This is a genomic window from Streptomyces luteoverticillatus (genome assembly GCF_003970715.1).
Taxonomy (GTDB): domain Bacteria; phylum Actinomycetota; class Actinomycetes; order Streptomycetales; family Streptomycetaceae; genus Streptomyces; species Streptomyces abikoensis.
Genome location: NZ_CP034587.1, coordinates 5,426,199 through 5,452,912, shown reverse-complemented (window position 1 = coordinate 5,452,912; position 26,714 = coordinate 5,426,199). Strand labels below are relative to the sequence as shown.

General features: G+C 73.1%; 21 protein-coding genes. 6 read left to right on the top strand and 15 right to left on the bottom strand.

What is annotated here, in order from left to right:
* The first annotated feature begins 18 nt into the window (after nt 1–18).
* Nucleotides 19–954 carry a sucrase ferredoxin gene (locus EKH77_RS24375; protein WP_126916442.1) on the top strand — a complete coding sequence of 312 codons (936 nt, stop codon included), beginning with the start codon at nt 19–21 and terminating at the stop codon, nt 952–954.
* On the opposite strand, the gene EKH77_RS24370 is transcribed toward EKH77_RS24375, so the two are convergent.
* Genes EKH77_RS24370 through EKH77_RS24360 form a run of 3 tightly spaced genes read right to left on the bottom strand, consistent with a single transcriptional unit; the run spans nt 938 to nt 3,775 of the window.
* Complete coding sequence (locus EKH77_RS24370) at nt 938–1,981, bottom strand: ABC transporter substrate-binding protein (protein ID WP_126916441.1); 1,044 nt, start codon at nt 1,979–1,981, stop codon at nt 938–940. The genes EKH77_RS24375 and EKH77_RS24370 overlap by 17 nt on opposite strands.
* A 56-nt stretch (nt 1,982–2,037) precedes the next feature.
* The gene (locus EKH77_RS24365; RefSeq protein WP_126916440.1) at nt 2,038–2,904 is read right to left on the bottom strand and encodes an ABC transporter permease; all 867 of its coding nucleotides are present in this window, start codon (nt 2,902–2,904) and stop codon (nt 2,038–2,040) included.
* On the bottom strand, nt 2,894–3,775 hold the full coding sequence (locus tag EKH77_RS24360) for an ABC transporter ATP-binding protein (RefSeq protein WP_126916439.1): 882 nt from the start codon (nt 3,773–3,775) through the stop codon (nt 2,894–2,896). The genes EKH77_RS24365 and EKH77_RS24360 overlap by 11 nt, the downstream gene beginning before the upstream one ends.
* Nucleotides 3,776–4,018: 243 nt before the next feature.
* Here EKH77_RS24360 and EKH77_RS24355 point away from each other — a divergent pair, with 243 nt between their 5' ends.
* Nucleotides 4,019–5,644, top strand: a complete 1,626-nt coding sequence (locus tag EKH77_RS24355) for a sensor histidine kinase (protein WP_126916438.1) — start codon at nt 4,019–4,021, stop codon at nt 5,642–5,644.
* Complete coding sequence (locus EKH77_RS24350) at nt 5,641–6,318, top strand: response regulator (protein ID WP_126916437.1); 678 nt, start codon at nt 5,641–5,643, stop codon at nt 6,316–6,318. The genes EKH77_RS24355 and EKH77_RS24350 overlap by 4 nt, the downstream gene beginning before the upstream one ends.
* A 23-nt stretch (nt 6,319–6,341) precedes the next feature.
* On the opposite strand, the gene EKH77_RS24345 is transcribed toward EKH77_RS24350, so the two are convergent.
* From EKH77_RS24345 to EKH77_RS24335, 3 genes are all read right to left on the bottom strand, one after another.
* Nucleotides 6,342–7,106, bottom strand: coding sequence for a response regulator transcription factor (locus EKH77_RS24345; RefSeq protein WP_126916436.1), 765 nt, complete (start codon nt 7,104–7,106; stop codon nt 6,342–6,344).
* On the bottom strand, nt 7,103–8,266 hold the full coding sequence (locus tag EKH77_RS24340; protein WP_240667503.1) for a sensor histidine kinase: 1,164 nt from the start codon (nt 8,264–8,266) through the stop codon (nt 7,103–7,105). The genes EKH77_RS24345 and EKH77_RS24340 overlap by 4 nt, the downstream gene beginning before the upstream one ends.
* Before the next feature lie 131 nt (nt 8,267–8,397).
* On the bottom strand, nt 8,398–10,518 hold the full coding sequence (locus EKH77_RS24335; RefSeq protein ID WP_126916435.1) for a DNA gyrase/topoisomerase IV subunit B: 2,121 nt from the start codon (nt 10,516–10,518) through the stop codon (nt 8,398–8,400).
* A gap of 432 nt (nt 10,519–10,950) precedes the next feature.
* Here EKH77_RS24335 and EKH77_RS24330 point away from each other — a divergent pair, with 432 nt between their 5' ends.
* Nucleotides 10,951–11,181 (top strand): DUF7455 domain-containing protein, encoded by a 231-nt coding sequence (locus EKH77_RS24330; RefSeq protein ID WP_071961820.1) that lies wholly within the window; start codon nt 10,951–10,953, stop codon nt 11,179–11,181.
* A 157-nt stretch (nt 11,182–11,338) separates the two neighbouring features.
* Here the strand turns inward: EKH77_RS24330 and EKH77_RS24325 are convergent, their stop codons facing one another.
* The 7 genes from EKH77_RS24325 to EKH77_RS24295 all read right to left on the bottom strand — a co-directional run bounded on the left by EKH77_RS24325 (nt 11,339) and on the right by EKH77_RS24295 (nt 22,134).
* A complete protein-coding gene (locus tag EKH77_RS24325; protein ID WP_206279914.1) occupies nt 11,339–12,304 on the bottom strand; it encodes a trypsin-like serine protease in 966 nt (321 codons plus the stop codon).
* Nucleotides 12,305–12,447: 143 nt separating this feature from the next.
* On the bottom strand, nt 12,448–13,995 hold the full coding sequence (locus EKH77_RS24320) for an RNA polymerase sigma factor (RefSeq protein ID WP_206279913.1): 1,548 nt from the start codon (nt 13,993–13,995) through the stop codon (nt 12,448–12,450).
* A 380-nt stretch (nt 13,996–14,375) separates the two neighbouring features.
* A complete protein-coding gene (locus EKH77_RS24315) occupies nt 14,376–15,314 on the bottom strand; it encodes a FadR/GntR family transcriptional regulator (protein ID WP_126916433.1) in 939 nt (312 codons plus the stop codon).
* A 175-nt stretch (nt 15,315–15,489) separates the two neighbouring features.
* Nucleotides 15,490–17,271 (bottom strand): ABC transporter ATP-binding protein, encoded by a 1,782-nt coding sequence (locus tag EKH77_RS24310; protein WP_126916432.1) that lies wholly within the window; start codon nt 17,269–17,271, stop codon nt 15,490–15,492.
* Nucleotides 17,272–17,439: 168 nt separating this feature from the next.
* Nucleotides 17,440–18,201, bottom strand: a complete 762-nt coding sequence (locus EKH77_RS24305; RefSeq protein ID WP_126916431.1) for an NUDIX hydrolase — start codon at nt 18,199–18,201, stop codon at nt 17,440–17,442.
* 88 nt (nt 18,202–18,289) lie between these two features.
* Nucleotides 18,290–20,350: a glycogen debranching N-terminal domain-containing protein gene (locus EKH77_RS24300; RefSeq protein ID WP_430981008.1), complete on the bottom strand. Its 2,061-nt coding sequence runs from the start codon at nt 20,348–20,350 to the stop codon at nt 18,290–18,292.
* Between the two features lie 152 nt (nt 20,351–20,502).
* Complete coding sequence (locus EKH77_RS24295) at nt 20,503–22,134, bottom strand: DUF4192 domain-containing protein (RefSeq protein ID WP_126916429.1); 1,632 nt, start codon at nt 22,132–22,134, stop codon at nt 20,503–20,505.
* Between the two features lie 158 nt (nt 22,135–22,292).
* Here EKH77_RS24295 and EKH77_RS24290 point away from each other — a divergent pair, with 158 nt between their 5' ends.
* Nucleotides 22,293–24,458, top strand: a complete 2,166-nt coding sequence (locus tag EKH77_RS24290; RefSeq protein ID WP_126916428.1) for a RecQ family ATP-dependent DNA helicase — start codon at nt 22,293–22,295, stop codon at nt 24,456–24,458.
* 230 nt (nt 24,459–24,688) lie between these two features.
* Complete coding sequence (locus tag EKH77_RS24285) at nt 24,689–25,276, top strand: hypothetical protein (RefSeq protein WP_126916427.1); 588 nt, start codon at nt 24,689–24,691, stop codon at nt 25,274–25,276.
* Nucleotides 25,277–25,336: 60 nt separating this feature from the next.
* Here the strand turns inward: EKH77_RS24285 and EKH77_RS24280 are convergent, their stop codons facing one another.
* Both EKH77_RS24280 and EKH77_RS24275 read right to left on the bottom strand, forming a co-directional pair.
* Nucleotides 25,337–25,930 (bottom strand): hypothetical protein, encoded by a 594-nt coding sequence (locus EKH77_RS24280; RefSeq protein WP_126916426.1) that lies wholly within the window; start codon nt 25,928–25,930, stop codon nt 25,337–25,339.
* A gap of 65 nt (nt 25,931–25,995) precedes the next feature.
* Nucleotides 25,996–26,697, bottom strand: coding sequence for a ribonuclease HII (locus tag EKH77_RS24275; RefSeq protein WP_126916425.1), 702 nt, complete (start codon nt 26,695–26,697; stop codon nt 25,996–25,998).
* Nucleotides 26,698–26,714: the final 17 nt, after the last annotated feature.

Here is a 26,714-nt window from a genome sequence, read left to right as displayed (position 1 = left end):
CAGGTTAGGCTCACCTACGTGAGCACGTGCGCGACCGCCTCCCGACAGCTGACCGAGCCGCTGGCCGGTACCGCCGCACCGGCGCGGACCTGGCTGCTGATCGAGCAGCCCGGCCCGTGGGGCGCGAACGCCCTCACCTCCAGCCACCTCGACCCCGCCGTCGGCCGCGCCCTCGACGAGGCCACCAAGGGGACCGGAGTGCGGATCGCCCTGATCCGCCGCCCCGGACGGCACGCGGACTGCCACGAGCCGGCCCTCCAGCGGATCTTCCTGGCCCACACCGCGCCCGGCCGCTCCTGGATCCGTACGACCGCCCTCGCCGACCCGGCCGCGCTGCTGGAGCTGGACCTCGCGGCGCTCGGCGCCGGCGAGCACGGCGGGCTGTGGGAGCCGTACGCCGGGGATCCGCTCGCCCTGGTGTGCACCAACGGCAAGCGCGACCGCTGCTGCGCCCTGCTGGGCCGGCCGCTCGCCGCCGAGCTGGCCGCCGCGGGCGGCACGGAGGTCTGGGAGGTCACCCACCTCGGTGGCCACCGCTTCGCCCCCACCCTGGTCGTCCTGCCCTACGGCTACGCCTACGGGCGGGCCACCGCGCACGCCGTCAAGGAGGCCCTGGAGGCGGCGCGCGACGGCAGGATCACCACCGCGCACTGCCGGGGCCGCTCCGCCTGGGAGCGCCCCGCGCAGGCCGCCGAGCTGGCCGTCCGCGCGCTGACCGGCGAGGAGGGCGCGGACGCCCTGGACGTCACCGGGACCGAGGGGGCCGCGCCCCGCTGGTCCGTGACCGTCGCGCACACGGACGGGCGCGCCTGGCGGGTCGAGGTCGAGCAGGGCGCCGCGGCGCCGCCCCGACCCGAGAGCTGCGGCCGGGCGCTGGGCACGCCGGCCCGGATGGACGTCGTCGCCATCAGCCCGCTCGCCGCCCGGGCGGCCGGGGTCAGCCGGCCTTCTTGACGAACTCCGTGGTGTAGGTCTTCTCCAGGTCCACGGAGGCGTTCTTGAGGTTCGGGTTGAAGGACTTGAGCACCTGGAGCACGGTCTTCGGCCCGTCGGCGGGCATCACGCCGTCCTTGGTGAACATCGGCAGCGTGCTGCGGATCGACTTCACGTACAGGTCCTTGCCGCCCTTGGCGTAGTCGGCGGGCATCTGCTCCGCTATCTCCTCGGGCGTGTGCTCGGACATCCACTTCAGGGTCTTCACCATGGCGTTGGCGAGCTTCTGGACGGTCTCCTTGTTGCTGTTCACCCAGTCGCTGCTCATGTAGAGGCTCGACGCGGGGTAGAGCCCGCCGAGGGCCGCCTTGGAGCCCTCCGGTGTGCGCATGTCGACGAGGACCTTGCCGAGGTTCTTGTCCAGGACCTGGGCGACGGTCGGGTCGGTGGTCATGCCACCGTCGATCGCGCCCTTCTCCAGGGCCGAGAGGAAGGTCTGGCCCGCGCCGACCGCCACGGGCGTCACGTCGCTGACGTCCACGCCGTTCTTCACCGCCAGGTACTTGGTGAGGAAGTCGGTGGACGAGCCGAGTCCGGTGACGCCCAGCTTCTTCCCCTTGAAGTCCTTGGGGGAGACGATGTCGCCCGCCGCCTTGGTGGAGACGACCTCCACCTCGCCCGGCGTCTGGGCCAGTTGCACCACCGACTCCACCTTCTTGCCCTTGACCTGGAGGTCGAGGGTGTGGTCGTAGAAGCCCACGACGCCCTGGACGTCACCGGAGAGCAGGGAGGTCGTGGCCTGGACGCCGGCGGGCTCGCTCAGGAGCTTGACGGTCAGGCCCTCCTGCTGGAAGTAGCCGAGGCGCTGGGTGAGCACCGCCGGCAGGTAGATGACCTTGTCCAGGCCGCCGACCATGATCTTGACGACGTCCCCCTTGAGGGACTCGTTGCCCGAGGTGTCGGCCGACGACTCGTCGGCGCAGCCGGAGAGGGACAGGCACATCGCTCCGGCGACGACCAGCGCTGAGAACTTGGCGGAGGTACGCATTTTCCGTTCCTTATGGTCAGGTCGAGGGGGGTGGGGCGGATGGTGCGCGGTGGGGGTCAGCGCTCGCCGGGTGCGGCGGGCTTCCAGCGGAAGAGCCGCTTCTCCAGGAAGGTCAGCAGCCCCTCGGCGAGCAGGGCGACGACGGCGAGGATGGCCATCGCCGCGTACACGCCGGCGGTGTTGAAGGTGCCTTGGGAGGCGGAGACGAGCAGGCCGATGCCCCTGTCCGCGCCGATGTACTCGCCGACGATCGCGCCGATCAGCGCGAAGCCGAAGCTGACGTGGAGGCTGGTGAAGATCCAGGAGGTGGCGGCGGGGATGACGACCTGGAGGGTCACCTGCCGACCGCTCGCGCCCAGGATCCGGGCGTTGGCGACCAGGTTGCGGTCCACCTCTCGGGCGCCCTGGAAGGCGTTGAAGAAGACGGGGAAGAACACGAGCACCACGGCCGAGGCCACCTTGGAGGCGGGCCCGAGGCCGAACCAGATCAGGAAGACCGGCGCGAGGACGATCCTGGGCAGCGCGTTGAGCACCTTGATGAAGGGGCCGAGGACGTCGGCGAGGAAGCGGACCCTGCCGAGGACGATGCCGAGGACCACTCCGGCCGTCACGCCCACGATCCAGCCGAGCAGGGCCTCGTAGAGCGTGTACGCGATCTGCTCGCCGAGCGGGCCCTGCGGGGTGCCGTGGAGGGTCCACTGGACGATCTGGTCCCAGACCTTCGACGGCATCGAGAAGTTGAAGGCATCGATGACGTCGTTACGGGCCATGATCTCCCAGGCGCCCAGCAGGGCGGCGAGGAGGAGGACGCGCGCGCCGAGGACCTTCAGCCTGTGGTTGCGCGCCGCGCGTGCCCGCGCTTCCGTGCGCCCCTGGGGGCGCTTCTGCGCTACGACGGAGGCGACGACGGACTCAGGCGACATGAGCGGCACCCCTTTCCCGGGTGATACGGACTTCCTCGCCGAGGGAGGACCAGATCTCCCGGTAGATCTCGATGAACCGGGGCTCCAGGCGCACGGATTCGACTCTCCGGGGACGGGGCAGGTCGATCGGGAAGACCTCCTTGACGGTGGCCGGCCCGGCCGTCATCACGACCACCCTGTCGGCGAGCGCGATGGCCTCCTCCAGGTCGTGGGTGACGAAGACGACGGAAGCCGCCGCCCGGCCGTCGGGGCGCGAACCGCCCCACAGCTCCAGGAGTTCGTCCGACATCAGCGCCCGGGTCTGTACGTCCAGCGCCGAGAACGGCTCGTCCATCAGCAGGATCGCCGGGTCGCCGACGAAGGTCTGGGCGAGCGCCACGCGCTTGCGCTGGCCGCCGGAGAGCTGGTGCGGATAGCGGTCCTCGAACGCCGCGAGCCCCACCCGGCCCAGCCAGTCACGGGCCCGTTCGCGCGCCTCGGCCTTCGGCACCCCGCGGAAGCGCGGGCCCGCCATCACGTTCGCCAGCACGGTCCGCCAGGGGAAGACCGCGTCCTGCTGGAAGACGAAGCCGACCTCGGGCCGGATGCCGGTCACGGGCTCGCCGCCCACCAGCACCTCGCCCTCGGTGGGCTCCTCCAGGCCGCTGACCAGCGTGAGCGTGGTGGACTTGCCGCAGCCGGTCGGGCCGACGACCGCCACGAACTCGCCCTGGGCGACGGTGAGGTCGAGATCGCGCACGGCCGTGTGGTCCGCCCCCGAGGGGGTGCGGAACACCTTGGTCGCACCGCGCAGCTCGATCGCCGGCGCCGCGGCCGGTCGTGGTGTGCCGCCGGGGTTCTCCCCTGGCTTGCCGCTGTTACCGCTGTTCATAGGGCGCCTCCGCTCCCGGGTGTCCGGCCCCGCGGCCCGTGCGGGGCGACCGGTGCTGGAGGCTAGGAGTGGCGTGCGCCACAGCGGCAGTCTTGTGTGCGCTGTGCGACTTCAGCGTACGAAGCCTGTTCTGCTCGTTTTGCTCGCGATAGAACAACGAAAGTGACACGGGGGTGACACAAGAGGCCATCGTGCGGCTACGTTCGGTACACACCCATGGCCCGGAATGCGAAAGGCTCGTACATGCGCCCCCGGTTGCCCCGGCGTGTCTTCGCCCAGGCCCTGTCCGTCCAACTGCTGATCACCACCGGTGTCACCGCGCTGACCGCCGGCCTCTTCCTCGCGCCCCTGGGCGCCCAGCTGGACGAGCAGGCCGAACGCCGGGCGCTGGCCATCGCCGAGGCGGCCGCCGCCCAGCCCGGGCTCGCCCATGACATCCTGGCCGGGCCGCCGAGCCCCGACGGACCGGTGCAGACCGCCGCCGAGCGCATCCGCCTGGCGACGGACGCCAGTTACGTCGTGGTCGTCGACACCCGGGGCATCCGCTACTCCCACACCACACCCGCCGAGATCGGCCGGCACGTCAGCACCGATCCGGGCCCGGCCCTGGCCGGACGCGAGTGGACGGGCATCGAGAACGGCACCCTGGGCCGCTCGGCGCGCGGCAAGGTGCCGCTGCGCGGGCCGGAGGGCGCGATCGTGGGCGCCGTCTCCGTCGGCATCGCCTACGACGACGTGCGCGACATCCTGCTGCACGCCCTGCCCAGCATCCTCACCAACGCCGGAGCGGCGCTGGCGGTCGGCGCGCTGGCGGCCCTGGCCGTCTCCTGGCGGCTGCGCAAACGCACCCGCGGCATCGCGCTGTCGGAGATATCCGCCCTCCTCGACGAACGCGAGGCCATCCTCCACGGCATCCGCGAGGGGGTGGTGGCCCTCGACCGGAAGGGCAGGGTCCGGCTCATCAACGACGAGGCGCGACGGCTGCTCGGCATCGGCCCGGACGCCCTCGGCCGGCCACTGGACGCCGCCCTCCCGCCCGGCCGGACCACCGACGTCCTGGCGGGCCGGGTGACCGGGACGGACCTGCTCACCGTCCGGGACGGCCGGGTCCTGGTCGTCAACCGGATGGACACCACCGACGGCGGCACCGTGGCGACGCTCCGCGACCGTACGGAACTCGAGCAGCTGGGCCGTGAACTGGACGGCACCCGGGGGCTGACGGAGGCACTGCGCGCCCAGGACCACGAGCACGCCAACCGGCTGCACACCCTCGTCGGGCTGCTGGAACTGGAGATGTACCAGGAGGCGGTCGACTTCGTGGCCGAGGTCACCGGCGCCCACCGGGCCACCGCCGAGCAGGTGACCGAGCGGGTCCATGAACCGCTGGTCAGCGCGCTGCTGGTGGGCAAGAGCGCGGTCGCCGCGGAGCGCGGGGTGGCGCTGCGGGTGAGCGAGGAGTCGGACCTGCCGGGCCGGGTGGTGGAGCCGGGGGACCTCGTCACCGTGCTCGGCAATCTCGTGGACAACGCCTTGGACGCCACCGGGCGGTACCGTCCGGACGCCTTTATGGAGGTCGGGATCCGGGCGGAGGGCACGACGGCCGTGGTCACCGTCTCGGACAACGGCCCCGGCGTCCCGGAGGAGGCACGCGAACTGGTCTTCGCCGACGGCTGGTCCACCAAGGAGGCCGCGCCCAACCGCCCCCGGGGGCTGGGCCTCTCGCTCGTACGGCGGCTCGCCGAACGGTACGGCGGTTCGGCCCGCGCGGGTGAACGGGACGGCGGCGGCGCGGTCTTCACCGTGGAGCTGCCGGACGCCCTCCACCCCTTGGCGCCGGGCACACGATCCCTCGAAGGAGTGAGCAGATGATCGAGGTCCTGGTCGTGGACGACGATTTCCGCGTCGCCGAGATCAACGCCGCGTATGTCATGCGCGTGCCGGGATTCCGGGTGCGGGCCACGGCCCACAACGCCGCGCAGGCGCTGGCACTGCTGGAGCGCGGAGGCATCGACCTGGTGCTCCTCGACCACTATCTGCCGGACGAGAGCGGGCTGTCGCTGATCCGCCGCATCCGGGAGCTCGGTCACCACACGGACGTGATCATGGTCACCGCGGCCCGTGACGTCGCGACCGTGCAGACCGCCATGCGCTACGGCGTGCTCCAGTACCTGGTGAAACCGTTCACCTTCCCGGGGATGCGGGTGAAGCTGGAGGCGTACGCGCGGCTGCGGCGGACCCTGGAGGGCGCCGACGAGGCGGAACAGGACCAGGTCGACCGGATCTTCGGCACCCTGCGCACCGCCGCCGTCACCACGCCTCTGCCCAAGGGGCACTCCGCGCCGACGGCCGACCTGATCCGCCGGGTGCTCTCGGACGCCTCACGGCCGCTGTCGGCACACGAGGTGGCGGAGCGCTCGGGGCTGAGCCGGTCGACCGCCCAGCGGTATCTCAAGCGGCTGGAGGAGTCGGGCAGGCTCAGTCTGACGCTCAAGTACGGCGAGACGGGCCGCCCGGAGCACCGCTACGCCTGGTCCGCGCGGTGACGACTCGTCGCCCTGATAGGCCATCAGGGGAGGGAGGTCCCCGGCGGTCGCGCGATGCCGTGCCGGAAGGCGTACCGCACGGCCTGCGCCCGGTCGCGCACCCCGGTCTTGGCGAAGAGGTTGTTGATATGGGTCTTCACCGTCGCGGTGCTGACCTGGAGACGGCGGGCGATCTCGCCGTTGGACAGCCCCTCGGCGACGAGTGAGAGGACTTCCGCCTCCCGTGCCGTCAGCCCGTCCGGAAGCTCGCGCGGAGGCCCTGGCACCGTCGGCGGACGCTGGACCACGCCCGTGGAGAGGCGCTCCAGCAGCCGCAGTTGTACCTTCGGGGACAGCCCCGCCTCCCCCGACATCACGTGCGCGACCGCCCTGACGATCTCCTCCCCGCCGGCGTCCTTGGTGAGATAGCCGCGCGCCCCGGCCCGCAACGCGGGGAACAGCGAGTCGTCGTCGGCGTAGGTCGTCAGGATGACGACCTGGGTGCCCGGGTACTCGGCGCGGATCCGCCGGGTGGCCTCCACACCGTCGCACCGCGGCATCCGCAGATCCATCAGCACCACATCGGGCGCGTGCTCGGCCACCAGCCGCACCGCTTCCAGCCCGTCCGCCGCCGAACCCACGACCTCGATCCCCGGCAGCAGGCCCAGCAGTATCACGATCCCCTCGCGCACCACGGTCTGGTCGTCGGCGACCACCACCCGCGCCGCCCGTGGCCCCGCGCTCCCCTCCCCGAGGGCACGGCCCGGCCCGTCCGGCCCGCCCACCCCATCGCTCGTACCGCCCGTCATGTGGGCACCCTCAGACACACCACAAAGCCCTCCTGGTCCGATCCGGCCGGCCCGGCCTCCAGCGTGCCGCCGAGCAGTTCGGCGCGCTCCCTCATCCCGAGCAGACCGTACCCGGCACCGGAGGCCGCCAGCCCCTCGACCGTGCCCCGCGCTCCGCTGTCCTTCACCCAGAGCTCCACCTCTCGCTCCAGATAGGTGAACCGCATCTCCACCCGGGCACCGGGGGCGTGCTTGCGCACATTGGTGAGCGCCTCCTGCGCGACCCTCCGCACGGCCAGCCCCGCCTCCGCCGGCAGCCCGCGCGGCTCCCCCGCCGTCTCCAGCCGCGCCCCCTCCGCCGCCGCGACCTCCCGCAGGAACTCCTCGACCGGTGTGAGCTCACCCCGCAGGGCGGACAGCGCCTGCCGCGTCTCGGCCAGGCCCTGGCGCGCCATACCCCGGGCCGCCGCCACCCGCTCCAGGATCCGCTGCCGGTCGGCGTCGCTCTCGATCAGCAGCCGGGCGGCCTCCAGATGCACCAACTGCGCGGAGAGGCTGTGCGCCAGCACGTCATGTATCTCGCGGGCGATACGGGCGCGCTCGGCCAGCGCCGCCGACTCCGCCTCGGCCCGCCGCGCGGCCCGCTCCTGCGCCAGCAACCGGAACCCGGCCCCCCGGGCCTCCTCGTCCAGCCGCAGCGAGTACCCGATCAGCAGCACACCCACGACCGTCACCGCGGTCGTCACCGACCGGTCGTGGAGGGCCAGCACATACGCCCCCAGCGATACGCCCGCGAAGGCCAGCCCGGCGCCCAGGGGCAGCCGTTCCACGGCGATGGCCGCGCTGACGCACCACAGCCCCGTCGCCGCGGCGTGCGACCCGGCCGCCTGCGCGGCCACCCCCACCAGCACCGGCACGCCCAGCAGCGCGACGGAGGGCCACAACCGCATGGCGAGCGTCGTCAGATAGCACCCCCGCACCGCGGCGGCGCAGAGCACGAAGCCGGCCGCGAGCGCGGCGTACCCCCATCCGTGGAAGACGTCCTCGCGGAGCACCCCCCACAGGAAGGCGCCCACCAGGACGACGCGCACCACCCACGTCATCACCTGGCGCCGCCGGGGCACACCCACCTTGGCGAGCGCCTCGCGGGCGGGCCACTCAGTCCAGTTCTCGATCGCCACGGATTCCACGCTACGGAGTCGGCTCCCGGCGCGTATCGGAGCACGGGTGGGTCCGGGGTGGATCCCGGGTGGAGATGATCTCTCCACCCGGGGGTGGACATCGAGTGCCGCGCGGCGGGCCCGCCGGGCCGTCAGGCGTCGATGCGCGAGCGGTCCAGCGTGGCCGCGGAGTTGGTGATGAACTCCTTGCGCGGCGCGACCTCATTGCCCATCAGCAGGTCGAAGGCGCGCTCGGCGGCCTCCAGGTCGCTGATGTTGATCCGCCGCAGGGTGCGGTGGCGGGGGTCCATCGTGGTCTCGGCGAGCTGGTCGGCGTCCATCTCACCCAGGCCCTTGTAGCGCTGGATGCTCTCCTTGTAGCGGACGCCCTTGCGCTCCAGCTGCATCAGCGTCTGCCGCAGCTCGCTGTCGGAGTAGGTGTAGATGTACTTGTCCTGCCCCTTCTTGGGGTTCGTCAGCTCCACCCGGTGCAGCGGGGGCACGGCCGAGAAGACCCGGCCCTCCTCCACCATCGGCCGCATGTAGCGCTGGAACAGCGTCAGCAGCAGACAGCGGATGTGCGCGCCGTCCACATCGGCGTCGGCCAGGAAGATCACCTTCCCGTACCGCGCGGCGTCGATGTCGAACGTGCGGCCGGACCCGGCTCCTATCACCTGGATGATCGCGCCGCACTCGGCGTTCTTGAGCATGTCCGAGACCGAGGACTTCTGGACATTGAGGATCTTGCCGCGGATCGGCAGCAGCGCCTGGAACTCCGAGTTCCGCGCCAGCTTGGCCGTGCCGAGGGCCGAGTCGCCCTCGACGATGAACAGCTCGCTGCGCTCGACGTCGTCGCTGCGGCAGTCGGCCAGCTTGGCCGGCAGCGAGGAGGACTCCAGCGCGGTCTTCCGCCGCTGGGCCTCCTTGTGCTGGCGGGCGGCGATACGGGTGCGGGCCGCCGCCACGATCTTCTCCAGCACGGCCCGGGCCTGCTGCTTGGCGTCGCGCTTGGTGGAGGTCAGGAACGCCTTGAGCTCCTTGGCCACCACGTTGGCGACGATCCGGTTGGCGGCCGAGGTGCCCAGCACCTCCTTGGTCTGGCCCTCGAACTGCGGCTCCGCCAGCCGGACGGTCACGACCGCCGTGAGCCCCTCCATGGCGTCGTCCTTGACGACGTCGTCCTCGGCGACCCGCAGCAGCTTGGCCGAGCGGAGCGCCTCGTTGACCGTCTTGGCGATCGACCGCTCGAATCCGGTGACGTGCGTACCGCCCTTGGGGGTGGCGATGATGTTGACGAAGGACCTGACCGTGGAGTCGTAGCCGGTGCCCCAGCGCAGGGCGATGTCCACGCCGAGCTCGCGGGTGACCTCGGTGGGGGTCATGTGGCCCCGGTCGTCGAGGACCGGCACGGTCTCCTTGAAGGTGCCCTGCCCGGACAGCCGCAGCACGTCGCAGACGGCCTTGTCCTGCGCGAGGAACTCGCAGAACTCGCTGATGCCGCCGTCGAAGCGGAACGTCTCCTCGGTGGTCTCCCCGCCGTCCAGGGCCCGCTCGTCGCGGACGACGATCGTCAGCCCGGGCACCAGGAAGGCCGTCTGCCGGGCGCGCCCGTAGAGGGTCTCCAGAGAGAGCTTGGCGTCCTTGAGGAAGATCTGGCGGTCCGCCCAGTAGCGGACGCGGGTGCCGGTGCGGGCCTTGGGGACCTTCTTGCCCTTGAGCAGGCCGCCGGAGGGGTCGAAGGGCGCGTCCGGGCCCGACTCGGTGAAGATGCCGGGAACGCCCCGGCGGAAGCTGATCGAGTGGGTCCTGCTGTTCCGGTCGACCTCGACGTCCAGCCGCGCGGAGAGCGCGTTGACGACGGAGGCGCCGACACCGTGGAGACCGCCGGAGGCCGCGTACGAGCCACCGCCGAACTTGCCGCCGGCGTGCAGCTTGGTCATCACGACCTCGACACCGGACAGCCCGGTCTTGGGCTCGACGTCCACGGGGATGCCGCGGCCGTTGTCCCGCACCTCCACCGACCCGTCGTCGTGGAGGATCACCTCGATGTGGTCGCAGAACCCGCCGAGGGCCTCGTCGACGGAGTTGTCGATGATCTCCCAGAGGCAGTGCATCAGGCCACGGCTGTCCGTGGACCCGATGTACATGCCGGGCCGCTTGCGGACGGCCTCCAGGCCCTCGAGGACGAGCAGGTGCCGAGCGGTGTAGTTGGATCCGTCCCGGTCTGCCCCGGTCAGCAACGCAGTGGACGGCACGGACGTCTCGGCGGTCACGCGGTTCGCTCCTCGCTGAATTTCTGTCTGGCCCGAGTGGGGCACAAGGGTGGCTCGGTTGCCGTTCAGAGGGTACCGAGGCCAGGTAGAGCCTTTGTGCCGCCACCCTTGAGAACAACCATGCTAATCGAGATTCGATCAGGCGTTCGATACCTCGATGGAGTGACATGCACATCACGTTCCCTTCGAGGCATGAACCATTTAGGCTCCGGGCACGTCCTCAAGAACAACCCGGCAAGCCGGCCGGGAGGACGACAACCCCCAGCGACGTGAAACCGTAAGCCCACGCGATACGGCTCATTCGCCGCCAAACGTCAAGGTCCGGCCCCACTCGAAAGGAAGTTTCGAGGAAAAGCCACGAGCGGGAACGTTTTCGGCCTGGTTGGATGTTGACCCTGGTACGACAGCTCGTCGAGCTAGAGAAGAGGCGACGTGACTACTGTTCTGACCCCCGCGAGCCCGCTGACGGCCGCTGACCGCTGCGACCGGTGCGGCGCTCAGGCTTACCTGCGCGTCGTTCTCATGAGCGGCGGTGAACTGCTCTTCTGCGCCCACCACGGCCGCAAGTTCGAGCCAGAACTCAAGAAGATCGCCGCGGAAATACAGGACGAGACGGAGCGGCTCACCGCCGTGCCGGCGTCCGCGTCCGACGAGGACCGCTGAGTCCGCGCGGTGCAGCGCTGACACATCGCATCCGACGACGAGCGAGGTCCGGCCATCCAGGGCCGGGCAGCCGCGGGCGGCCACCCCACCGGGGAGGCCGCCCGCTCTCGTACCCTTTCCCGGTCTCCGCGGCCCTCCGGCGGTGCTGTTCCCGGGCTCACATGGGTCTCCTGCCCGGGCGTTTCCCCGACCCCGGAGCGGGCGGCGCCACCTGCGGTGACGCGGACGGGGCGGCCGGCGGCCGGACGGGCGGGGCCACCGAGGGCTGCGCGGGCGGCGGAGCGGCCGGAGGAGGGGCCGCGGGAGCCGGGTCGACGCTGTGGGCCCACACCAGCGCGGCGACCGCCGAGACGCGCGTATAGACCCCCGGACGGCCCGCCTGGGCGCATCCGCTCCCCCAGGACACCAGCCCCACGAGGCGACCCCGCGCCACCAGCGGGCCCCCGCTGTCGCCCTGGCAGGCGTCCCGCCCGCCGCGCGGCAGCCCCGCGCAGAGCATGGTCGACGGCTGGTAGACCCCTTCGGGGCCGCCCGGGTACGCCTGCCTGCACATCGCGTCCTCCAGGATGGCCACCCGCGCGCCCCGCAGCGTCGGCGAGTAGGCGCCGTTGCCGAACATGTCGCCCCAGCCGTAGACGCCCGCCTCCGTCCCCGGCTGATAGGCCACGTCCCCCTCCTTCGCCAGGGCGATCGGCGTCTTGTCGGCGACCGGTTCGGCCAGGGTGAGCACGGCCACGTCCCCGGCGTTCGTCTCGGGGTTGAAGGCGGGGTTGACCCAGGCGTCCTTGAGCGCGATCTCCTTCCCGCCCCCGCCCCGCAGGTCGTCGCGCCCCACGATCACCCGGAGGTCCTTCGCCTCGGACATCTCGACGCCGAGCACCTCACGGCTGAGGCAGTGGGCCGCCGTCACGACCGTCGAACGGCTCACCAGGGCACCGCCGCAGAACTGACCCGACCGCGTGGGGCCGAACCGCTCACGGCTCGCCAGAGCCACCGTCCAGGGCACGTCCGCGACCTTCACGGCCTGCCCGCCGATGACCCCGCGTTCCCCCGCCCGCACCGGGAGCGGAGCCGCCAGCAGCAGCACGGCCGTTCCGATCAGCGGGTACCTCAGGGCGCGCATACACAGCCTCCTGACGGAACGAAGTTCTTTGCCTACCCAGCGTCACCCCGCGCGCCGGTCACCGCATCCCGGGAAACAGCGGGGCCCGGCCCCTCGGAAGAGGAACCGGGCCCCACGGCGATCGATCTATCGCTCTGTCAGGACTAGTCGAGGTAGTCGCGCAGCACCTGGGAGCGCGACGGGTGACGCAGCTTCGACATCGTCTTGGACTCGATCTGACGAATGCGCTCACGCGTCACGCCGTAGACCTTGCCGATCTCGTCGAGCGTCTTCGGCTGACCGTCGGTGAGACCGAAGCGCATCGAGACCACGCCGGCCTCGCGCTCGCTGAGGGTGTCCAGGACGGAGTGGAGCTGCTCCTGGAGCAGGGTGAAGCTGACCGCGTCGGCCGGCACGACCGCCTCGGAGTCCTCGATGAGGTCACCGAACTCGCTGTCGCCGTCCTCACCCAGAGGGGTGTGGAGGGAGATCGGCTCACGGCCGTACTTCTGGACCTCGATGACCTTCTCCGGGGTCATGTCGAGCTCCTTGGCCAGCTCCTCCGGGGTGGGCTCGCGGCCCAGGTCCTGGAGCATCTGGCGCTGGACACGCGCGAGCTTGTTGATGACCTCGACCATGTGCACCGGGATACGGATGGTGCGGGCCTGGTCGGCCATCGCGCGCGTGATGGCCTGGCGGATCCACCAGGTCGCGTACGTGGAGAACTTGTAGCCCTTGGTGTAGTCGAACTTCTCCACCGCGCGGATCAGACCGAGGTTGCCCTCCTGGATCAGGTCCAGGAAGAGCATGCCGCGGCCGGTGTAGCGCTTGGCCAGGGAGACCACCAGACGGAGGTTGGCCTCCAGGAGGTGGTTCTTGGCGCGCCGGCCGTCCTCGGCGATGATCTCCAGCTCGCGCTTGAGCTTCGGGGCCAGCTTGTCGGCGTTCGCCAGCTTGTCCTCGGCGAACAGACCGGCCTCGATGCGCTTGGCGAGCTCGACCTCCTGCTCGGCGTTGAGCAGGGGGACCTTGCCGATCTGCTTCAGGTAGTCCTTCACCGGGTCGGCGGTGGCACCGGCCACCGCGACCTGCTGCGCCGGGGCGTCGTCCTCGTCCTCGTCGGACAGGACGAAGCCCTTGGTCTCGCCGCTCTCGTCCTCTTCCTCACCCTTGCCCGGGGTGGGGGTCTCCTCAAGGAGATCCTCGTCGAGGAGCTCGTCGGCGTCCTTCTTGGCGGCCGTCTTCTTGGCCGTCGTCTTCTTGGCGGCGGTCTTCTTGGCCACCGTCTTCTTGGCCGTCGCCTTCTTGGCGGCGGTCTTCTTGGCGGGCGCCACGGCCTCGTCCGTCTCGTCGCCGTACGCGCCCTGGGCGGACGTGGACGAGACGGAGGACTGCCGCGCCGTGACCGTCTTGGAGGAGACGGCCTTGGTGGCGGTGCGCTTCGCCGGGCTCTTCGCTGCGACGCTCTTGCGGGTGCGCTTGGGCGCCTCTGCGGCACTGACCATCAGCGTCACACCCTCCTCGTCGAGGACCTGGTTGAGGCTGCGCAGAACGTTCTTCCACTGGGTTGGCGGAATCTGGTCAGCCTCGAAGGCCCGACGCACGTCGTCGCCGGCGATCTGCCCCTCGGCCTTTCCCTGCTCGATGAGCGCCATCAGAGACTCGGATTCGGCGATCTCCGGCGGGAGCGTACGGGATGTGCTGGCCGACACGAACAACCTCTCGGAACGATGGAAACGGCTTCCGGCCCCGTCCGCTCTGGACCGGGCCGACGACCGTCGGCAAGGATGAACCGACGGCGCGTGGGCGGTAGTGCGGAGAAGTCAGCACCTCCATCGAGGCGCGTATTCCCTCCGCGGTCACCACCTCTTTAGTCATCGCGCTGTCACAAGGAGCGTTACGCCCAATCCTCGTGGCCCGAGTCACACCCCAAAACAGGGTGAAAGGCCCCTGAAGTGGACAGATCGTGACCTCTGCCGCCGTCGGCGGCCGCGCGGAACGGCTCGCCCGGTGCGTGCGTACGACTCCGTACGCACGCGCCGGCCGAGCGGCCCCGCACTCGCCGCCCCAGTCCGCGGGGTCCGTCCCGCGCTCAGTGCTCGCGCGGGGCGGGCACCACTCGCTCGACCTCGGGGTGGGTGACGAGCAGTTGACGCATGGCCGCCTCGGCGCCCGCGGCGTCCCCGGCGGCGACGGCGTCGACGATCCGCAGGTGCTGCCCGACGCCCGCCTCGGTGGGACGGTCGCAGCCGCCGGTGGAGGCGCCGGAGACGTGGAGGGCGGACGAGACGATCCCCGAGAGGTGCTCCAGCATGCGGTTGCCCGCGACCTGGAGGAGCAGGGAGTGGAACTCGGCGTCGGCGCGGGTGAAGGTGAGGGAGTCGCCCTGGGCGAGGGCGTGGCCCATGATCTCGGCCATGTCGGCGAGGCGCTGCTGGACGTCCTCGCGGCCGTGGCCGGCGGCGAGCCGGGCGGCCAGCGGCTCGATCGTCCAGCGCAGCTCGCACAGCTCCCGGCGCTGGTCCTCGCGCTGCGGGCCGAAGGCCCGCCATTCGATGATGTCGGGGTCGAGGAGGTTCCAGTCGCTGACGGGCCGGACTCGGGTGCCCACGTTGGGGCGGGCGCTGACCAGGCCCTTGGCCTCGAGGACGCGCAGGGATTCACGGACGACGGTGCGGGACACCTCGAAGCGCTGCCCGATCTCCTCCGGGACCAGCGGGCGGTCGGCGCCCAGGTCACCGGAGACGATCATCTGGCCGAGCTGCTGTACGAGCTGGCCGTGCAGCCCTCGGCCGCGGCTGCCTGCGGCGCGGCGGCCCACACGGCTCAGCTCCGTGTCGCCGTCCCAGGCGGGCGAGGCGCCGCGGTCGGCCCCGGGGGCGTCCGCGTAGGAGTAACGGTCAAGCTCGCCCGGGCCTGCGAGGCCGGAGTCGGCGGGGCGAGCCGAGGTCATCATGGTGTGCGCAAGGGTACTCACGCTTCCTTTGTCGGCGACACCTCGAAGGCCCTTGAGGTCTTTGGTGAAAAGCACACGAAAGGGTGATCGCCCATTACCTCGCAATTGACGCTCAAATAGCCAGAATCGGGCGCCTCCCTGGATTGACCGACTGCGGAGAGTGACACCCTTGCCGATTTCTCCGCGGCCCCTCCGGGCCGATTGTCACTCTGCGTTCTCTCCGGACCGGCGAGCCGCACTAGCACAGCGCTCACCTGGGCCGCCCGCGGATCACGGTCAGCACATAGGCGCCGAGCAGCCCCGCCAGCGACAGCGCGAGCGCCCAGCCGATCGGCTGGGACATCAGGCGCAGCGCCGCCTCGATCCCCTGGTCGAGCCCGGACGGCCAGCGCACCAGGGCCGCCGAGCGAAGCCGCTCCGGCAGGCCGATCAGCGACCGGGCCTCGGGCCGGGAGAGCGCGCCGCCGAGCACGGGCACCACCAGCGTGGGTACCGCGAGGACCGCCACCAGCCCGAGCGCGGTGGACCGGAAGAGCCCCGCCGCGAGCAGCCCCGCCCAGGCGCACCCCAGGACGAGGCAGGCCCAGCCGACGAGCGCGGCCGCCCAGCCGCCGGGGAGGAGGGGGACGGCCGGGCCGAAGAGGATCCGCAGGGCGGCGGAGTCGAGGCCGAGCGCGGTCAGCGCGAGGAGCAGGGCGATTCCCGCCGAGACGGCGAGCTTGGCGCCGAGCAGCCCCAGCCTGCGCGGCACGGTGCCCTGGTCGGGAGCGAGCGCGGGGTAGCGGAATTCCTGGCCGAAGGAGAGCGCGCCCAGGAGGCCGGCAGCGAAGGCGGCCGGCGGCAGGGGCAGCCAGAGCGGCCAGCCGGCGAGCAGCCGCGGTGCCGGGGCGGCTCCGGCGCGCGCGAGCAGGACGGAGGCGAGCACGGACATGACGAGCGCCCCGCCCGCCACGCCCCAGCCGGTGCGCACGCCGGTGGCGCGGCGCAGTTCGTATCGCAGAGGCCACGCCGGGCTCGGGGTGGGGAGCCGACGCCGCAGACCCGAGCGGGGCGCGGCCTCCGGCACGGCGGGCCCGTCCGGCGCGTCCTCGTCGGCCGTGGCGTCGGACCCGCGGCCGTCGGCGCGCCGCAGGGGTGCGACGGGGCCGGTGTCCACGGTCTCCTCCGCGAGGCGGTGCACGAGGATGCCGTGGCGGTAGGCGGTCTCGCCGACGACGGCGCAGCTGCTGCCGTAGACGAAGAGTCGGCTGCCCCCTTCGCGCACGACCTCGACGGGAGGACCGCCCGGCCGCTCGTCCGCGGCGTCCGCCTCCTCGGCCAGGACGTGGGCGAGGCGGTTCGCCAAGGGCGACTGGACGACGACGCGGGGGCGCAGCCGTGTGCCGGAGAACGCGGACCCGTCCTGGTCGGCGACGAGACGCCCCTCGTCGATGGTGACGACCTGGTCGGCGATGCGGGCGGCCTCGGCCGGGTCCCGCGAGGTGACCAGGACGGCTCCGCCCTGCGCCGCGTAGCCGCGCAGGAGCCCGTGGAGCCACGCGGTCTCGCGGGGGGAGAGCCCTCCGGCGGGTTCGTCAAGGACGAGGGTGTGGGGGTCGCCGAGGAGGGCGGAGGCGAGGCCGAGGCGGCGGTCCATGCCGAGCGAGAAGTCGCCGAGGCGCTGATCGGCGAGGCCGCTGAGGCCGACGACCTCGAGAACGTCGTCGGCGCGGTCGGCGGGGACCCCGGCCGCGGCGCTGAGCATGCGCAGATGGCCGCGGGCCGTGCGGCCGGGGTGGCCGGGGACGTCCCCGAGGAGGACGCCGATCTCACGGGCGGGGTGGGGGATCCGGTCCAGGGTGCGGCCGCGGAAGAGGGCGACGCCGCGCCCCGGGTCGAGTCGCAGCATCAGGCGCAGGGCGGCGGTCTTGCCGGAGCCGGGCTCGCCGAGCAGCACGGTGACGCGCCCGGGGCGGGCCTCGAAGGTGAGGTCGTCGACAGCGGGGGGCTGGTGGCGGCGGGAGAGGCTGGTCAGCCCGATGGCCTGGATCATGGCTTCACTCGCGGGACGGCGGGACCGTACCGCAGCACCGTAACCCGATATGTCCTATTTGCTACGCACTGCGGATGCCCGCCGTCGCGTGTTCCCTCCGGCGGCGGCCCCGGTGCCCTCCTCCGCCTTCGGCCCCCGCGAGTCCGCCTTCGGGCCCGCGAGCCTGGGCTACGCCTCCGGCCGCAGCATGGGCGGATTGAGCAGCGTGGCCCCGCCCGCCCGGAAGAGCTGCGCCGGACGCCCGCCCTGGCGTGTCGTCGTCCCGCCCGTGGGCACCAGGAACCCGGGGGTGCCGGTGACCTTGCGATGGAAGTTCCGGGGGTCCAGCGCGACGCCCCACACCGCTTCGTAGACCCGGCGGAGCTCGCCGACCGTGAACTCCTGCGGACAGAAGGCGGTGGCCAGCGAGGAGTACTCGATCTTGGACCGGGCGCGCTCGACCCCGTCCGTGAGGATGCGGGCGTGGTCGAAGGCCAGCGGCGCGGCCTGTTCACCCTCGCGCCCGTACCCGACCTCCTGGTCCAGCAGATCCTCGACGGGCGCCCAGCGCACGCTGCGCGCGTCGCCGCCCGGCCGCGGGGCCGGCAGGTCGGGCGCGAGAGCGAGGTGGGCCACGCTCACCACGCGCATCCGCGGATCGCGCTTGGGATCGCCGTACGTGGCCAGCTGTTCGAGGTGCGCGGCGTTGGCGTTCGCGGGCGCCGCCGGGTCGTGGGCCTGCAGCCCGGTCTCCTCGGCCAGCTCACGGGCGGCCGCCGTCGCCAGGTCCTCGTCGCCCCGCACGAACCCGCCGGGCAGGGCCCACCGGCCCTGGAACGGGGGCTCGCCGCGGCGGACGGCCAGCGCGCACAGCGCGTGGCGCCGCACGGTGAGCACGACCAGGTCGACGGTGACTGCGAAGGGCGGGAAGGCCGACGGGTCGTAGGGCATGCCGTGATCATAGTCGTCTTCCTGACGATAAACAGGCTCTTCCGCTCCCCCCATGAGCGGCCCGGCCACGAACCCGGCGCTCATCCGCTCACACCCCCAGCTGCAGTCCGGCCGCGGCTTCCTCAACCATGCCGAGCCCGAGCCTGCTGATCCGTACGGAGAACGGCCGCTCGGCGACGCGCAGCCCGGTGAACCGCAGCTCGCCGAGCGGCGCCGAGCGTGGCGGCCGGACCGTCACCCCGCCCGCCGGGACGTCGGGACGCACCCCGGCCGCGGCCGTCAGCAGCTGGACCGCGCCGGCGGCGGCGACGGCGGCGGGCCGGCAGGCCGCCGGGTGCGGCAGCGGCGCACCCCCCGTGGTCCGCTGGTCCCCCGCGTACATCTCCGGCAGCCGGTGGCCGAAGGACTCGGAGGCGTCGAGGACCCCGCGAAGCAGCCCGGTGGCCTCCTTCTCGTATCCGGCCGTCATCAGCCCGGCCACGGCGACCGCTGTCTCATGAACCCGCACGGCGCCCCCGCGATGCCCGAAGGGGTTGTGCCCCGGCTCCTTCGCCCCCAGGCTGCGCAGCCCCCAGCCCGAATCGAGGGCCGGCCCGCCGAGCAACCTGGCGAGCTGCTCGGTCTGCACCCTGTCGAGCAGCCCGGGGCCGTACTCCCCCGCTCCGAGCAGCCCCGTGTCCAGCAGGTGGGCCGCCGCACAGCCCAGGTGGGGTATCAGCCGGCCGTCGGCCGTGCGCGCGGCCACGGGCCGCCCACCACCAGGATCGTCGGACCAGAAGTCCTCCCGGAAGCGGCGGCGCAGGGCCGCCGCCCACTCGCGCAGCCCCTCCGCGCCGGGGCGGCCGTACGCCTCCAGCAGATCGGCGCCGAGCGACGCGGCCCGGTGGGCGTGCGCCTGGACCTCGCAGCGGTACGGCCCGCCGGGCGCCGGGTCCGCGAGGTACACCCGGTCCCCCGTGGCGGCTCGCAGCCATTCCAGGCACCGCTCGGCGGCGGGCAGCAGGGCCTCGGTCTCCTGCTCCGGGAGCCCCCAGCGGCGGGCCTCCGCGAGGACGACGGGGAACAACAGGGTCGCCTCGACGCCGGTGCACCCGGGGGGCAGGTGGGCGCCCGAGTGCCGTAGCGCCCCGGGGATCCTGCCGGTGTCGGGGCCCGGGCCGGCGATCTGTGTACGCGCCAGGGTGCGCAGCGTGCCGGCGGCCAGCCGGACGCCCAGGGGCAGGGCCATCCGGGCCGCCCAGAGGGCCTCGGCGGGGGCGAGCTGGCCGCACCGCCAGGGGATGCCGGCGGCGAGGTGGGCGTCGCCCGGGTGGACGGGATCGCGCACGAGGAGCGCGCGGAGGTCGCCGAGGGCCGTCGCCAGCAGCGCCGGAACCCGTGGGTCGTCCCCTTCTGCCTCCGCCTCTCCCCAGGGCGGCGCCGCCCCGCCCCGGCTGTGCGTCGCCGACTCGGCCGCGTGCGGGCGACCTGGCAACTCGGGGCGGACCCGCAGCTCGATGCTCCGGCTGCCCCCGGGCGGCAGCCGTATCTCCCAGCCCAGCAGTCCCGCCGAGGCGAGAACGTCGTCCGGGGCCGGGTCGGCGGTGACCACCGCGTGCAGCCTGGGCGCCGACCAGCGCAGCCCGGAGGCGTGCACATCGGCGGGGATCTCGGGCCCGGCGGCCCCGGCGGCGATCGCGGCCAGCTCGGCGAGGTCGGTCCCCAGGGCCACTTCCACGGGCAGCGTCAGCTCCTGCATCGCCGAACTGCGGACGACGATCCGCTCCACGCCCTCGGCGTCGCGCAGCCGCTCGACGGTGACGGCCGGATCCGGCCCGGCGTCGGCGGGAGTGCGCACCGTGCCGACGAACCGGGCGCGGTCCGCGCCGATCATCCGACCCTGCACGGGCATCGGCTCGACGCCCGCGATCCGCACCCGGCACGTGCCCAGGAGCCTGCGGCCGCTCCGGTAGAACCCGTCGAGCCCCTGCCCGGTGAGTTGCCCGTGCGCCCGGGAGATCGCGAGCGCCGGGAGGGAGACACAGATCAGTGCCTCGTGCACGGGCTGCGGCCCCTGGGGGCGCGCGCCGCCGCCGCGCCGCTGCTCGGGCGGACGCTGCACCAGTTGGGGCGTGTGGGTCGAAGGACCCTTGGGGGCGATGCCTTGCACGGTGTCTGCGCTCCCTGGGCTCTCGTGGTCCGGCGTCCGGCGGTCGCCAGTGGACCGCCGGATGGCCGACGACGGTCGCCGCCGACGATTACGGCCACTTAGGTGAACGGCGCCGGACCCGCCGAAGTCACGGTGGCGCACGGCAGCCGGGGTCATGACCGGCTCCGCGCGCCCCGCTGCCCGCCGCGCCGCCGCGTACGCGCCCGGCCCGCGGGCCCACCGGCGCCCGCCGGGCCCACGGGCCCGCCCGGAGAGCCCGGCCCGCTCGGGCCTGCCGGGCCGGCGGATCCCGCACCGGCCGGCCCCGCACCAGCCGGCCCCGCGCCGGCGGTCGCGGGCCGGTCACGGCGTCGCCGTGCGTCCGCGCGTTCCGCCGCTCCCATCACTTTCGCCGCTCCCATCGCTTCCATTACTCCCGTCGCCCCCGTCACCTCCATCGCTTCCCTGCCGTCCATCGCCGCCGCGTCCCTCGCCACCGCCGTCTCCATACCCGGTACCGGGCTCGTCATGGCCGCCGCCTCGTCCGTCTCGGCCACGGCATCGGGCCCCGCCCCCGTAGCGGGCTTCCGGCTCTTCGCGTCGGCGGCCGCCGCGCGGGCCGCTTCGGCGTGGGCGGCCGTGTGCACCGCGCGGTCGGCGCGTTCGCGGCGCAGACAGCGGCGGAGGTGTTCGGGGTCCATGCCGTCGTTGCACGCGCGGTGCAGGAGCTGGGCGAAGAGGTATTCGGGGTCGGCGCTCAGGGCCCTGCTCAGGGCGACCCGCGCCTCGGGGTGGTCGCCGATCGACCAGGCGACCCAGCCCGCCAGGGCGAGGGGCGCGGCCGCGTGCTCCGTGTAGGGAGGCACGCACCGCCGGGCGAGAGCCCGCCACAAGCGCAGCACCGCAGGGGCCCGGGGGCCCTCCATCCATTCCGCGGCGTGGTCGCGCGTGGTGCGGTCCTGAAGCCCGAGGATGACGGCCGCCGCCTCGTCGGCGGCCAGAAGGTCGTCGTCACGGGCGTCGGCCTCCGCCCGGCCGACGACGGGCCGGGCCGTGTGGAACCGGCCCACGACCAGGCTCACCAGGTCCAGCGTCTCCTGCCGTACGGTCCGGCCGGCGGTGCCGGCCAGGATGCGCGGGACGAGATCGGCGGCGGCCGCGTCCAGCGCGGACTGCTGCTCCAGCGCCCGTCCTCCGGTGAGCGGGGCGTACCGGGCCTCCATCTCGCGAAGTGTTCCGCGCACCTGGATTCCCGCGTAGGCGGCGGCCGCCGCCATGACCGAGGTGCCGGGAGGAGTCAGCGGCGCGCCGTCCGGCGGGCAGCAGCGTTCGTCGGGGCAGCAGTAGGACCAGTAGCGGCCGTCGGAGAGGCACAGCGCCTCGTAGACGGGGACGTCCAGCCCGCCGCAGGCCAGGCGGAGGCTCTGGGCCAGCGGGCGGAGCCGCTCCATGACCTGGCGGCCGGTCTCTCCTCCGGCGGGGTCCTGGCAGAGGAACAGGACGATGCCGTCGGGCCGGGCGCCCCGCTTGTCGCAGCCGGCGATCAGGGTCTCGGCGAGCTGCCGGCTGACGTCGGGCCACTCGTCCGGGCCGGGGATGCCGAGCCTGAGCCGCCCGCCGAAGCGGCCGCGCTCGCCGTGGAGGGCCAGCATCACCACGCTGTCGTTCGGGTGGAAGCCCAGCAAGTACGGAAGGGCGTCGGCGAGTTCGGCCGGGCTGCGCAGCGTGATCTGCGCGTCCGGCGGGGTGTTCCAGGCGGCGGAGGAGTCGGTGGAGGGGCGGGAGGACTCGTTGTGGTGGGTCATGGCCCGAGAGTCCCGCGAGGCCGTCCGAGCCCGCCAGCCCTGTGGATAACTCCAGAAGTATTGTCGTACTACTCCTGTGGAGAAACGTCCGCGCGGGTTTTCCACAGGCATGGCGGCCGGGTTCGCGCGTTGTCAGTGTCCTCGTGTTGCATGGGGGCATGACCAACGAAGCCCTCCGCGTCTCGGCGGACACCGTCCTCGCCCGTCTCGTCGGAGACACCACGGGCACGGCGCGACTGCGCGAGGACCAGTGGCGCGCGATCGAGGCCCTCGTCGCCGACCGCCGCCGCGCGCTGGTGGTCCAGCGCACCGGGTGGGGCAAGTCCGCGGTGTACTTCGTCGCGACCGCCCTGCTGCGGGCGCGGGGCAGCGGCCCGACCGTGATCGTCTCCCCGCTGCTCGCCCTGATGCGCAACCAGGTCGAGGCGGCCGCGCGGGCGGGCATCCACGCGCGCACGATCAACTCCTCCAACACCGAGGAGTGGGAGACCGTCCAGGCCGAGGTCGCGGCGGGCGAGGTGGACGTGCTGCTGGTGAGCCCGGAGCGGCTCAACAACCCGGACTTCCGGGACAACGTGCTGCCCAAGCTCGCCGCCGCCACCGGTCTGCTCGTCGTCGACGAGGCGCACTGCATCTCCGACTGGGGCCATGACTTCCGGCCCGACTACCGCCGGCTGCGGACCATGCTCGCCGACCTGCCGCCCGGGGTGCCGGTGCTCGCGACGACCGCCACGGCGAACGCCCGCGTCACCGCCGACGTCGCCGAGCAGCTGGGTACCGGCGAGGGGGCCGAGGAGGTGCTGGTGCTGCGCGGTCCGCTGGACCGGGAGAGCCTGAGCCTCGCCGTCCTGGAGCTCCCGGACGCCGCCCACCGCCTGGCCTGGCTCGCCGATCACCTCGACGAGCTCCCCGGTTCGGGCATCGTCTACACGCTCACGGTCGCCGCCGCCGAGGAGGTCGCCGCGTTCCTGCGCCGCCGCGGCCACACCGTCGCCTCGTACACCGGCAAGACCGAGAACGCCGACCGTCAGCAGGCCGAGGAGGACCTGCAGGCGAACCGCGTCAAGGCGCTGGTGGCCACCTCCGCGCTGGGCATGGGCTTCGACAAGCCCGACCTCGGCTTCGTCGTCCACCTCGGTTCCCCCTCCTCCCCCATCGCCTACTACCAGCAGGTGGGCCGGGCCGGGCGCGGCGTCGAGCACGCCGAGGTGCTGCTGCTGCCCGGGCGCGAGGACGAGGCGATCTGGAAGTACTTCGCGTCGCTGGCCTTCCCGCCGGAGGAGCAGGTCCGTCGCACGCTCGACGTGCTGGCCGCCGCCGACCGTCCGCTGTCGCTGCCCGCCCTCGAACCGCTGGTGGACCTCCGGCGCTCCCGGCTGGAGACCATGCTGAAGGTCCTCGACGTGGACGGCGCCGTGCGCCGGGTCCGCGGCGGCTGGACCGCGACCGGCGAGCCCTGGGCGTACGACGGCGAGCGGTACGCCTGGGTGGCGCGGCAGCGCGAGGCGGAGCAGCAGGCCATGCGGGAGTACGCGGCGACGACCGGGTGCCGGATGGAGTTCCTGCGGCGGCAGTTGGACGACGAGGCGGCGGCGCCCTGCGGGCGGTGCGACAACTGCGCCGGCTCCCGGTTCTCCGCAGGCGTCTCCGGCGCGGCACTGGACGCCTCCCGGGGCGAGCTGGGACGACCGGGGGTGGAGGTGGAGCCGCGCCGGATGTGGCCAACGGGGATGAGCGCGGTCGGTGTGGATCTCAAGGGGCGCATCCCCGCGAGTGAGCAGGCGGCGCACGGCCGGGCGCTCGGGCGACTCTCCGACATCGGCTGGGGCAACCGGCTGCGTCCCCTCCTGGCGCCGCAGGCCCCGGACGTCTCCATTCCGGACGACGTGGCGGACGCGGTGGTGACCGTGCTGGCCGACTGGGCCCGGGGAGCGGGCGGTTGGGCGTCCGGCGCCCCGGACGCCCCGGCCCGCCCGGTGGGTGTCGTCACCATCGCCTCCCGGACCCGGCCGCTGCTGATCCGCTCGCTCGGCGAGCGCATCGCCGCCATCGGCCGCATGCCCCTCCTCGGCACGATCGAGTACCGGGACACGGACGCGGACACCCGGGTGCCCCGCACCAACAGCGCCCAGCGGCTGCGGGCGCTGGACGGGGCGCTGACCGTGCCTCCGGCCCTCGCGGAGGCCCTGGCCTCGGCCGGCGGTCCGGTTCTTCTCGTCGACGACATGACCGACACCGGCTGGACCCTCGCCGTGGCGGCGCGGCTCCTGCGGCGCTCCGGCGCGAAGGAGGTGTTCCCTCTGGTTCTGGCCGTTCAGGGGTGACGCGCGTGACGGTCGGGCGGCCCGGAACTCCGGGCCCCGGAACAGCGGATACCGGTCAGTGGCGTCAATTGATCGTTGCCGCGCGGCGGCCGGGGCCGCGAGAATTGGACCGGTCCACCGCTCCCGCCCGTCGCACGGGCCCGCCGGACCGCTGTCGCGCCGTATGCCGCGGCGTACGCCCTGCCTGAGCTCCCGCACCGGATCCTGGGCGTGCGGACGAAGGGAGAATCATGGCCTTCGGCTTCACTCCACCCTCGTCCGCCGACTCCGTTCCCCGCCCGGGCAGGCTGCTCGAACCGGCGGACTGGATCGCTTCGGGAGTCCCCCTGCTGCGCAATCCGCGCGAGGTGGTCAGCGGGCTCCACGCCCGGCACGCGCCGACGCCGTCCACGGCGGTCGTCGCCGTCTTCCAGCCGGACGAACGGCTCGTGGCCAGCGCCTCCTTCGCCCGGCACGCCGGACGCACGGCTCCCGCCGACGGCTGGGAGCTGCGCAACGCGCTCCTCACCCAGCTCCGCCGGGTGATCCCTCATGATCTGCGCAGACGCGCTCCGGTCCGCACGGCCGTACTGCTCTACTGCCGTGCGGGCGCGTCCCATTGGACGGAGGAGGACGGCGCGTGGATGTGGGCCCTGCGTGACGCCTGCGCGCTGCACGGTCTGCGGTGCGGCGCGTACATCACACTCACCGGGACCGGATGGCGGATCCTCGGCGAGGGACGCAGCGGACGCCGGCCCTGCTCCGCGGCCTATCCGGTCGCATCGCTCAGCTCCGGCGGCGGAGCGCCCGAGGCACACCGCCGCACGGTGGCCCGGTAATGCGATACGGCACAGTGGCCGACGGTTCCCTCAGGAGCGGCCGGCCACCGTGCGCGTTCGTCAGGCGCCAGCGGCCAGAAGGCTGTTGACGCGCTGCGGGTCACCGCAGACGATCAGCAGCGCGCCGGCGCGGGCCGCGGCCGCGGGCAGCGCGCCGGCCACCGCGGCGTCCGACCCGCCGTTGACGGCCACGACGACGACAGGGCGGGACGCGACCCGCTGGGCGTCGGCGCCGGCGTAGAAGACATCGTCCCCGGCGTCGTGCTGCGCCCAGTAGGACGCCTCGCCGAAGGACAGCTCGTGCGCGGCCCAGGGGTGCGGGTCGCCGGTGGTGAGGACCAGCACCTCGCCGGGGGCCCGACCGCTGTCGAGCAGCACGTCGACGGCCTCGTCGGCGGCGTCCAGGGCACCCTGCGCGGTGGCCGGGATCAGCTGGATCTGCGGGGCGGCCGCCGAGGCTTCCGCGGCCTGCTCGCGCGGGACGCGCTGGGCCGGGACGGCGGTGCGGTGCGGGCCGGTGCCGGCGGGCCGTATGGGGGCCGGTCGGGGACCAGGGACAGGGCGGGGGGTCGCCGCGGTCCGGCCGGGGGCCGGTACCGCGCGGGGACCCGGGACACTCTCGTGAATCTGAGGCTCCTCGGGGATGAGAGGCATGAGTTGATGTTTATCAAACGCCGGTGCGAGTCGCGTCGGCGGGTGGCGCTGTGCGCCCGTCCGGATCAGAAGTCGAAGCCGAGCTGGCCACCGGCCTCCAAGGCCATGTCGTCGGGGCTGATACGCGCTCGCTTGAGGTGCTGCCACCGGGGCAGCGCGTCCAGATAGGACCACGACAGCCGGTGGTGCGGGGTGGGGCCCAGCTCCTCGAGTGCGGCGCGGTGCACGGGCGACGGATAGCCCGCGTTGTCACCGAAGGCGAAGTCGGCGTGCAGCTCGCCCAGTTCGGCCATCATGGCGTCCCGCCGCACCTTGGCGATCACGGAGGCGGCGGACACGACCACGCAGGACTGGTCGCCCTTGATGACCGTACGGACCTTCCAGGGCGCCCCGAGGTAGTCGTGCTTGCCGTCGAGGATCACCGCGTCGGGCCGTACGGGCAGCGCTTCGAGCGCCCGGGTGGCCGCCAGCCGCAGGGCCGCCGTCATGCCCAGCTCGTCGATCTCCTGTGGGGAGGAGTGGCCGAGCGCGTACGCGGTGACCCAGGACTCCAGCTCGACGGCGAGCGTGGTGCGCCGCTTGAGCGTCAGCAGCTTGGAGTCCGTGAGCCCCTCGGGCGGACGGCGGAGGCCGGTGACGGCCGCGCACACGGTGACGGGACCGGCCCAGGCGCCCCGGCCGACCTCGTCCACACCGGCGACGATCTTTGCTCCGGTCGTCGCTCGGAGGGAGCGCTCGACGCTGTGGGTAGGCGGTTGATAGGGCATGACGCCTGCAAGGTTAC

Coding starts and splice junctions, on each gene's coding strand:
- EKH77_RS24370 (WP_126916441.1), bottom strand. CDS start 1,981: ATGCGTACCTCCGCCAAGTTCTCAGCGCTGGTCGTCGCCGGAGCGATG.
- EKH77_RS24365 (WP_126916440.1), bottom strand. CDS start 2,904: ATGTCGCCTGAGTCCGTCGTCGCCTCCGTCGTAGCGCAGAAGCGCCCC.
- EKH77_RS24360 (WP_126916439.1), bottom strand. CDS start 3,775: ATGAACAGCGGTAACAGCGGCAAGCCAGGGGAGAACCCCGGCGGCACA.
- EKH77_RS24355 (WP_126916438.1), top strand. CDS start 4,019: ATGCGCCCCCGGTTGCCCCGGCGTGTCTTCGCCCAGGCCCTGTCCGTC.
- EKH77_RS24350 (WP_126916437.1), top strand. CDS start 5,641: ATGATCGAGGTCCTGGTCGTGGACGACGATTTCCGCGTCGCCGAGATC.
- EKH77_RS24345 (WP_126916436.1), bottom strand. CDS start 7,106: ATGACGGGCGGTACGAGCGATGGGGTGGGCGGGCCGGACGGGCCGGGC.
- EKH77_RS24325 (WP_206279914.1), bottom strand. CDS start 12,304: ATGCGCGCCCTGAGGTACCCGCTGATCGGAACGGCCGTGCTGCTGCTG.
- EKH77_RS24310 (WP_126916432.1), bottom strand. CDS start 17,271: ATGATCCAGGCCATCGGGCTGACCAGCCTCTCCCGCCGCCACCAGCCC.
- EKH77_RS24305 (WP_126916431.1), bottom strand. CDS start 18,201: ATGCCCTACGACCCGTCGGCCTTCCCGCCCTTCGCAGTCACCGTCGAC.
- EKH77_RS24295 (WP_126916429.1), bottom strand. CDS start 22,134: ATGACCCACCACAACGAGTCCTCCCGCCCCTCCACCGACTCCTCCGCC.
- EKH77_RS24290 (WP_126916428.1), top strand. CDS start 22,293: ATGACCAACGAAGCCCTCCGCGTCTCGGCGGACACCGTCCTCGCCCGT.
- EKH77_RS24285 (WP_126916427.1), top strand. CDS start 24,689: ATGGCCTTCGGCTTCACTCCACCCTCGTCCGCCGACTCCGTTCCCCGC.
- EKH77_RS24280 (WP_126916426.1), bottom strand. CDS start 25,930: ATGCCTCTCATCCCCGAGGAGCCTCAGATTCACGAGAGTGTCCCGGGT.
- EKH77_RS24275 (WP_126916425.1), bottom strand. CDS start 26,697: ATGCCCTATCAACCGCCTACCCACAGCGTCGAGCGCTCCCTCCGAGCG.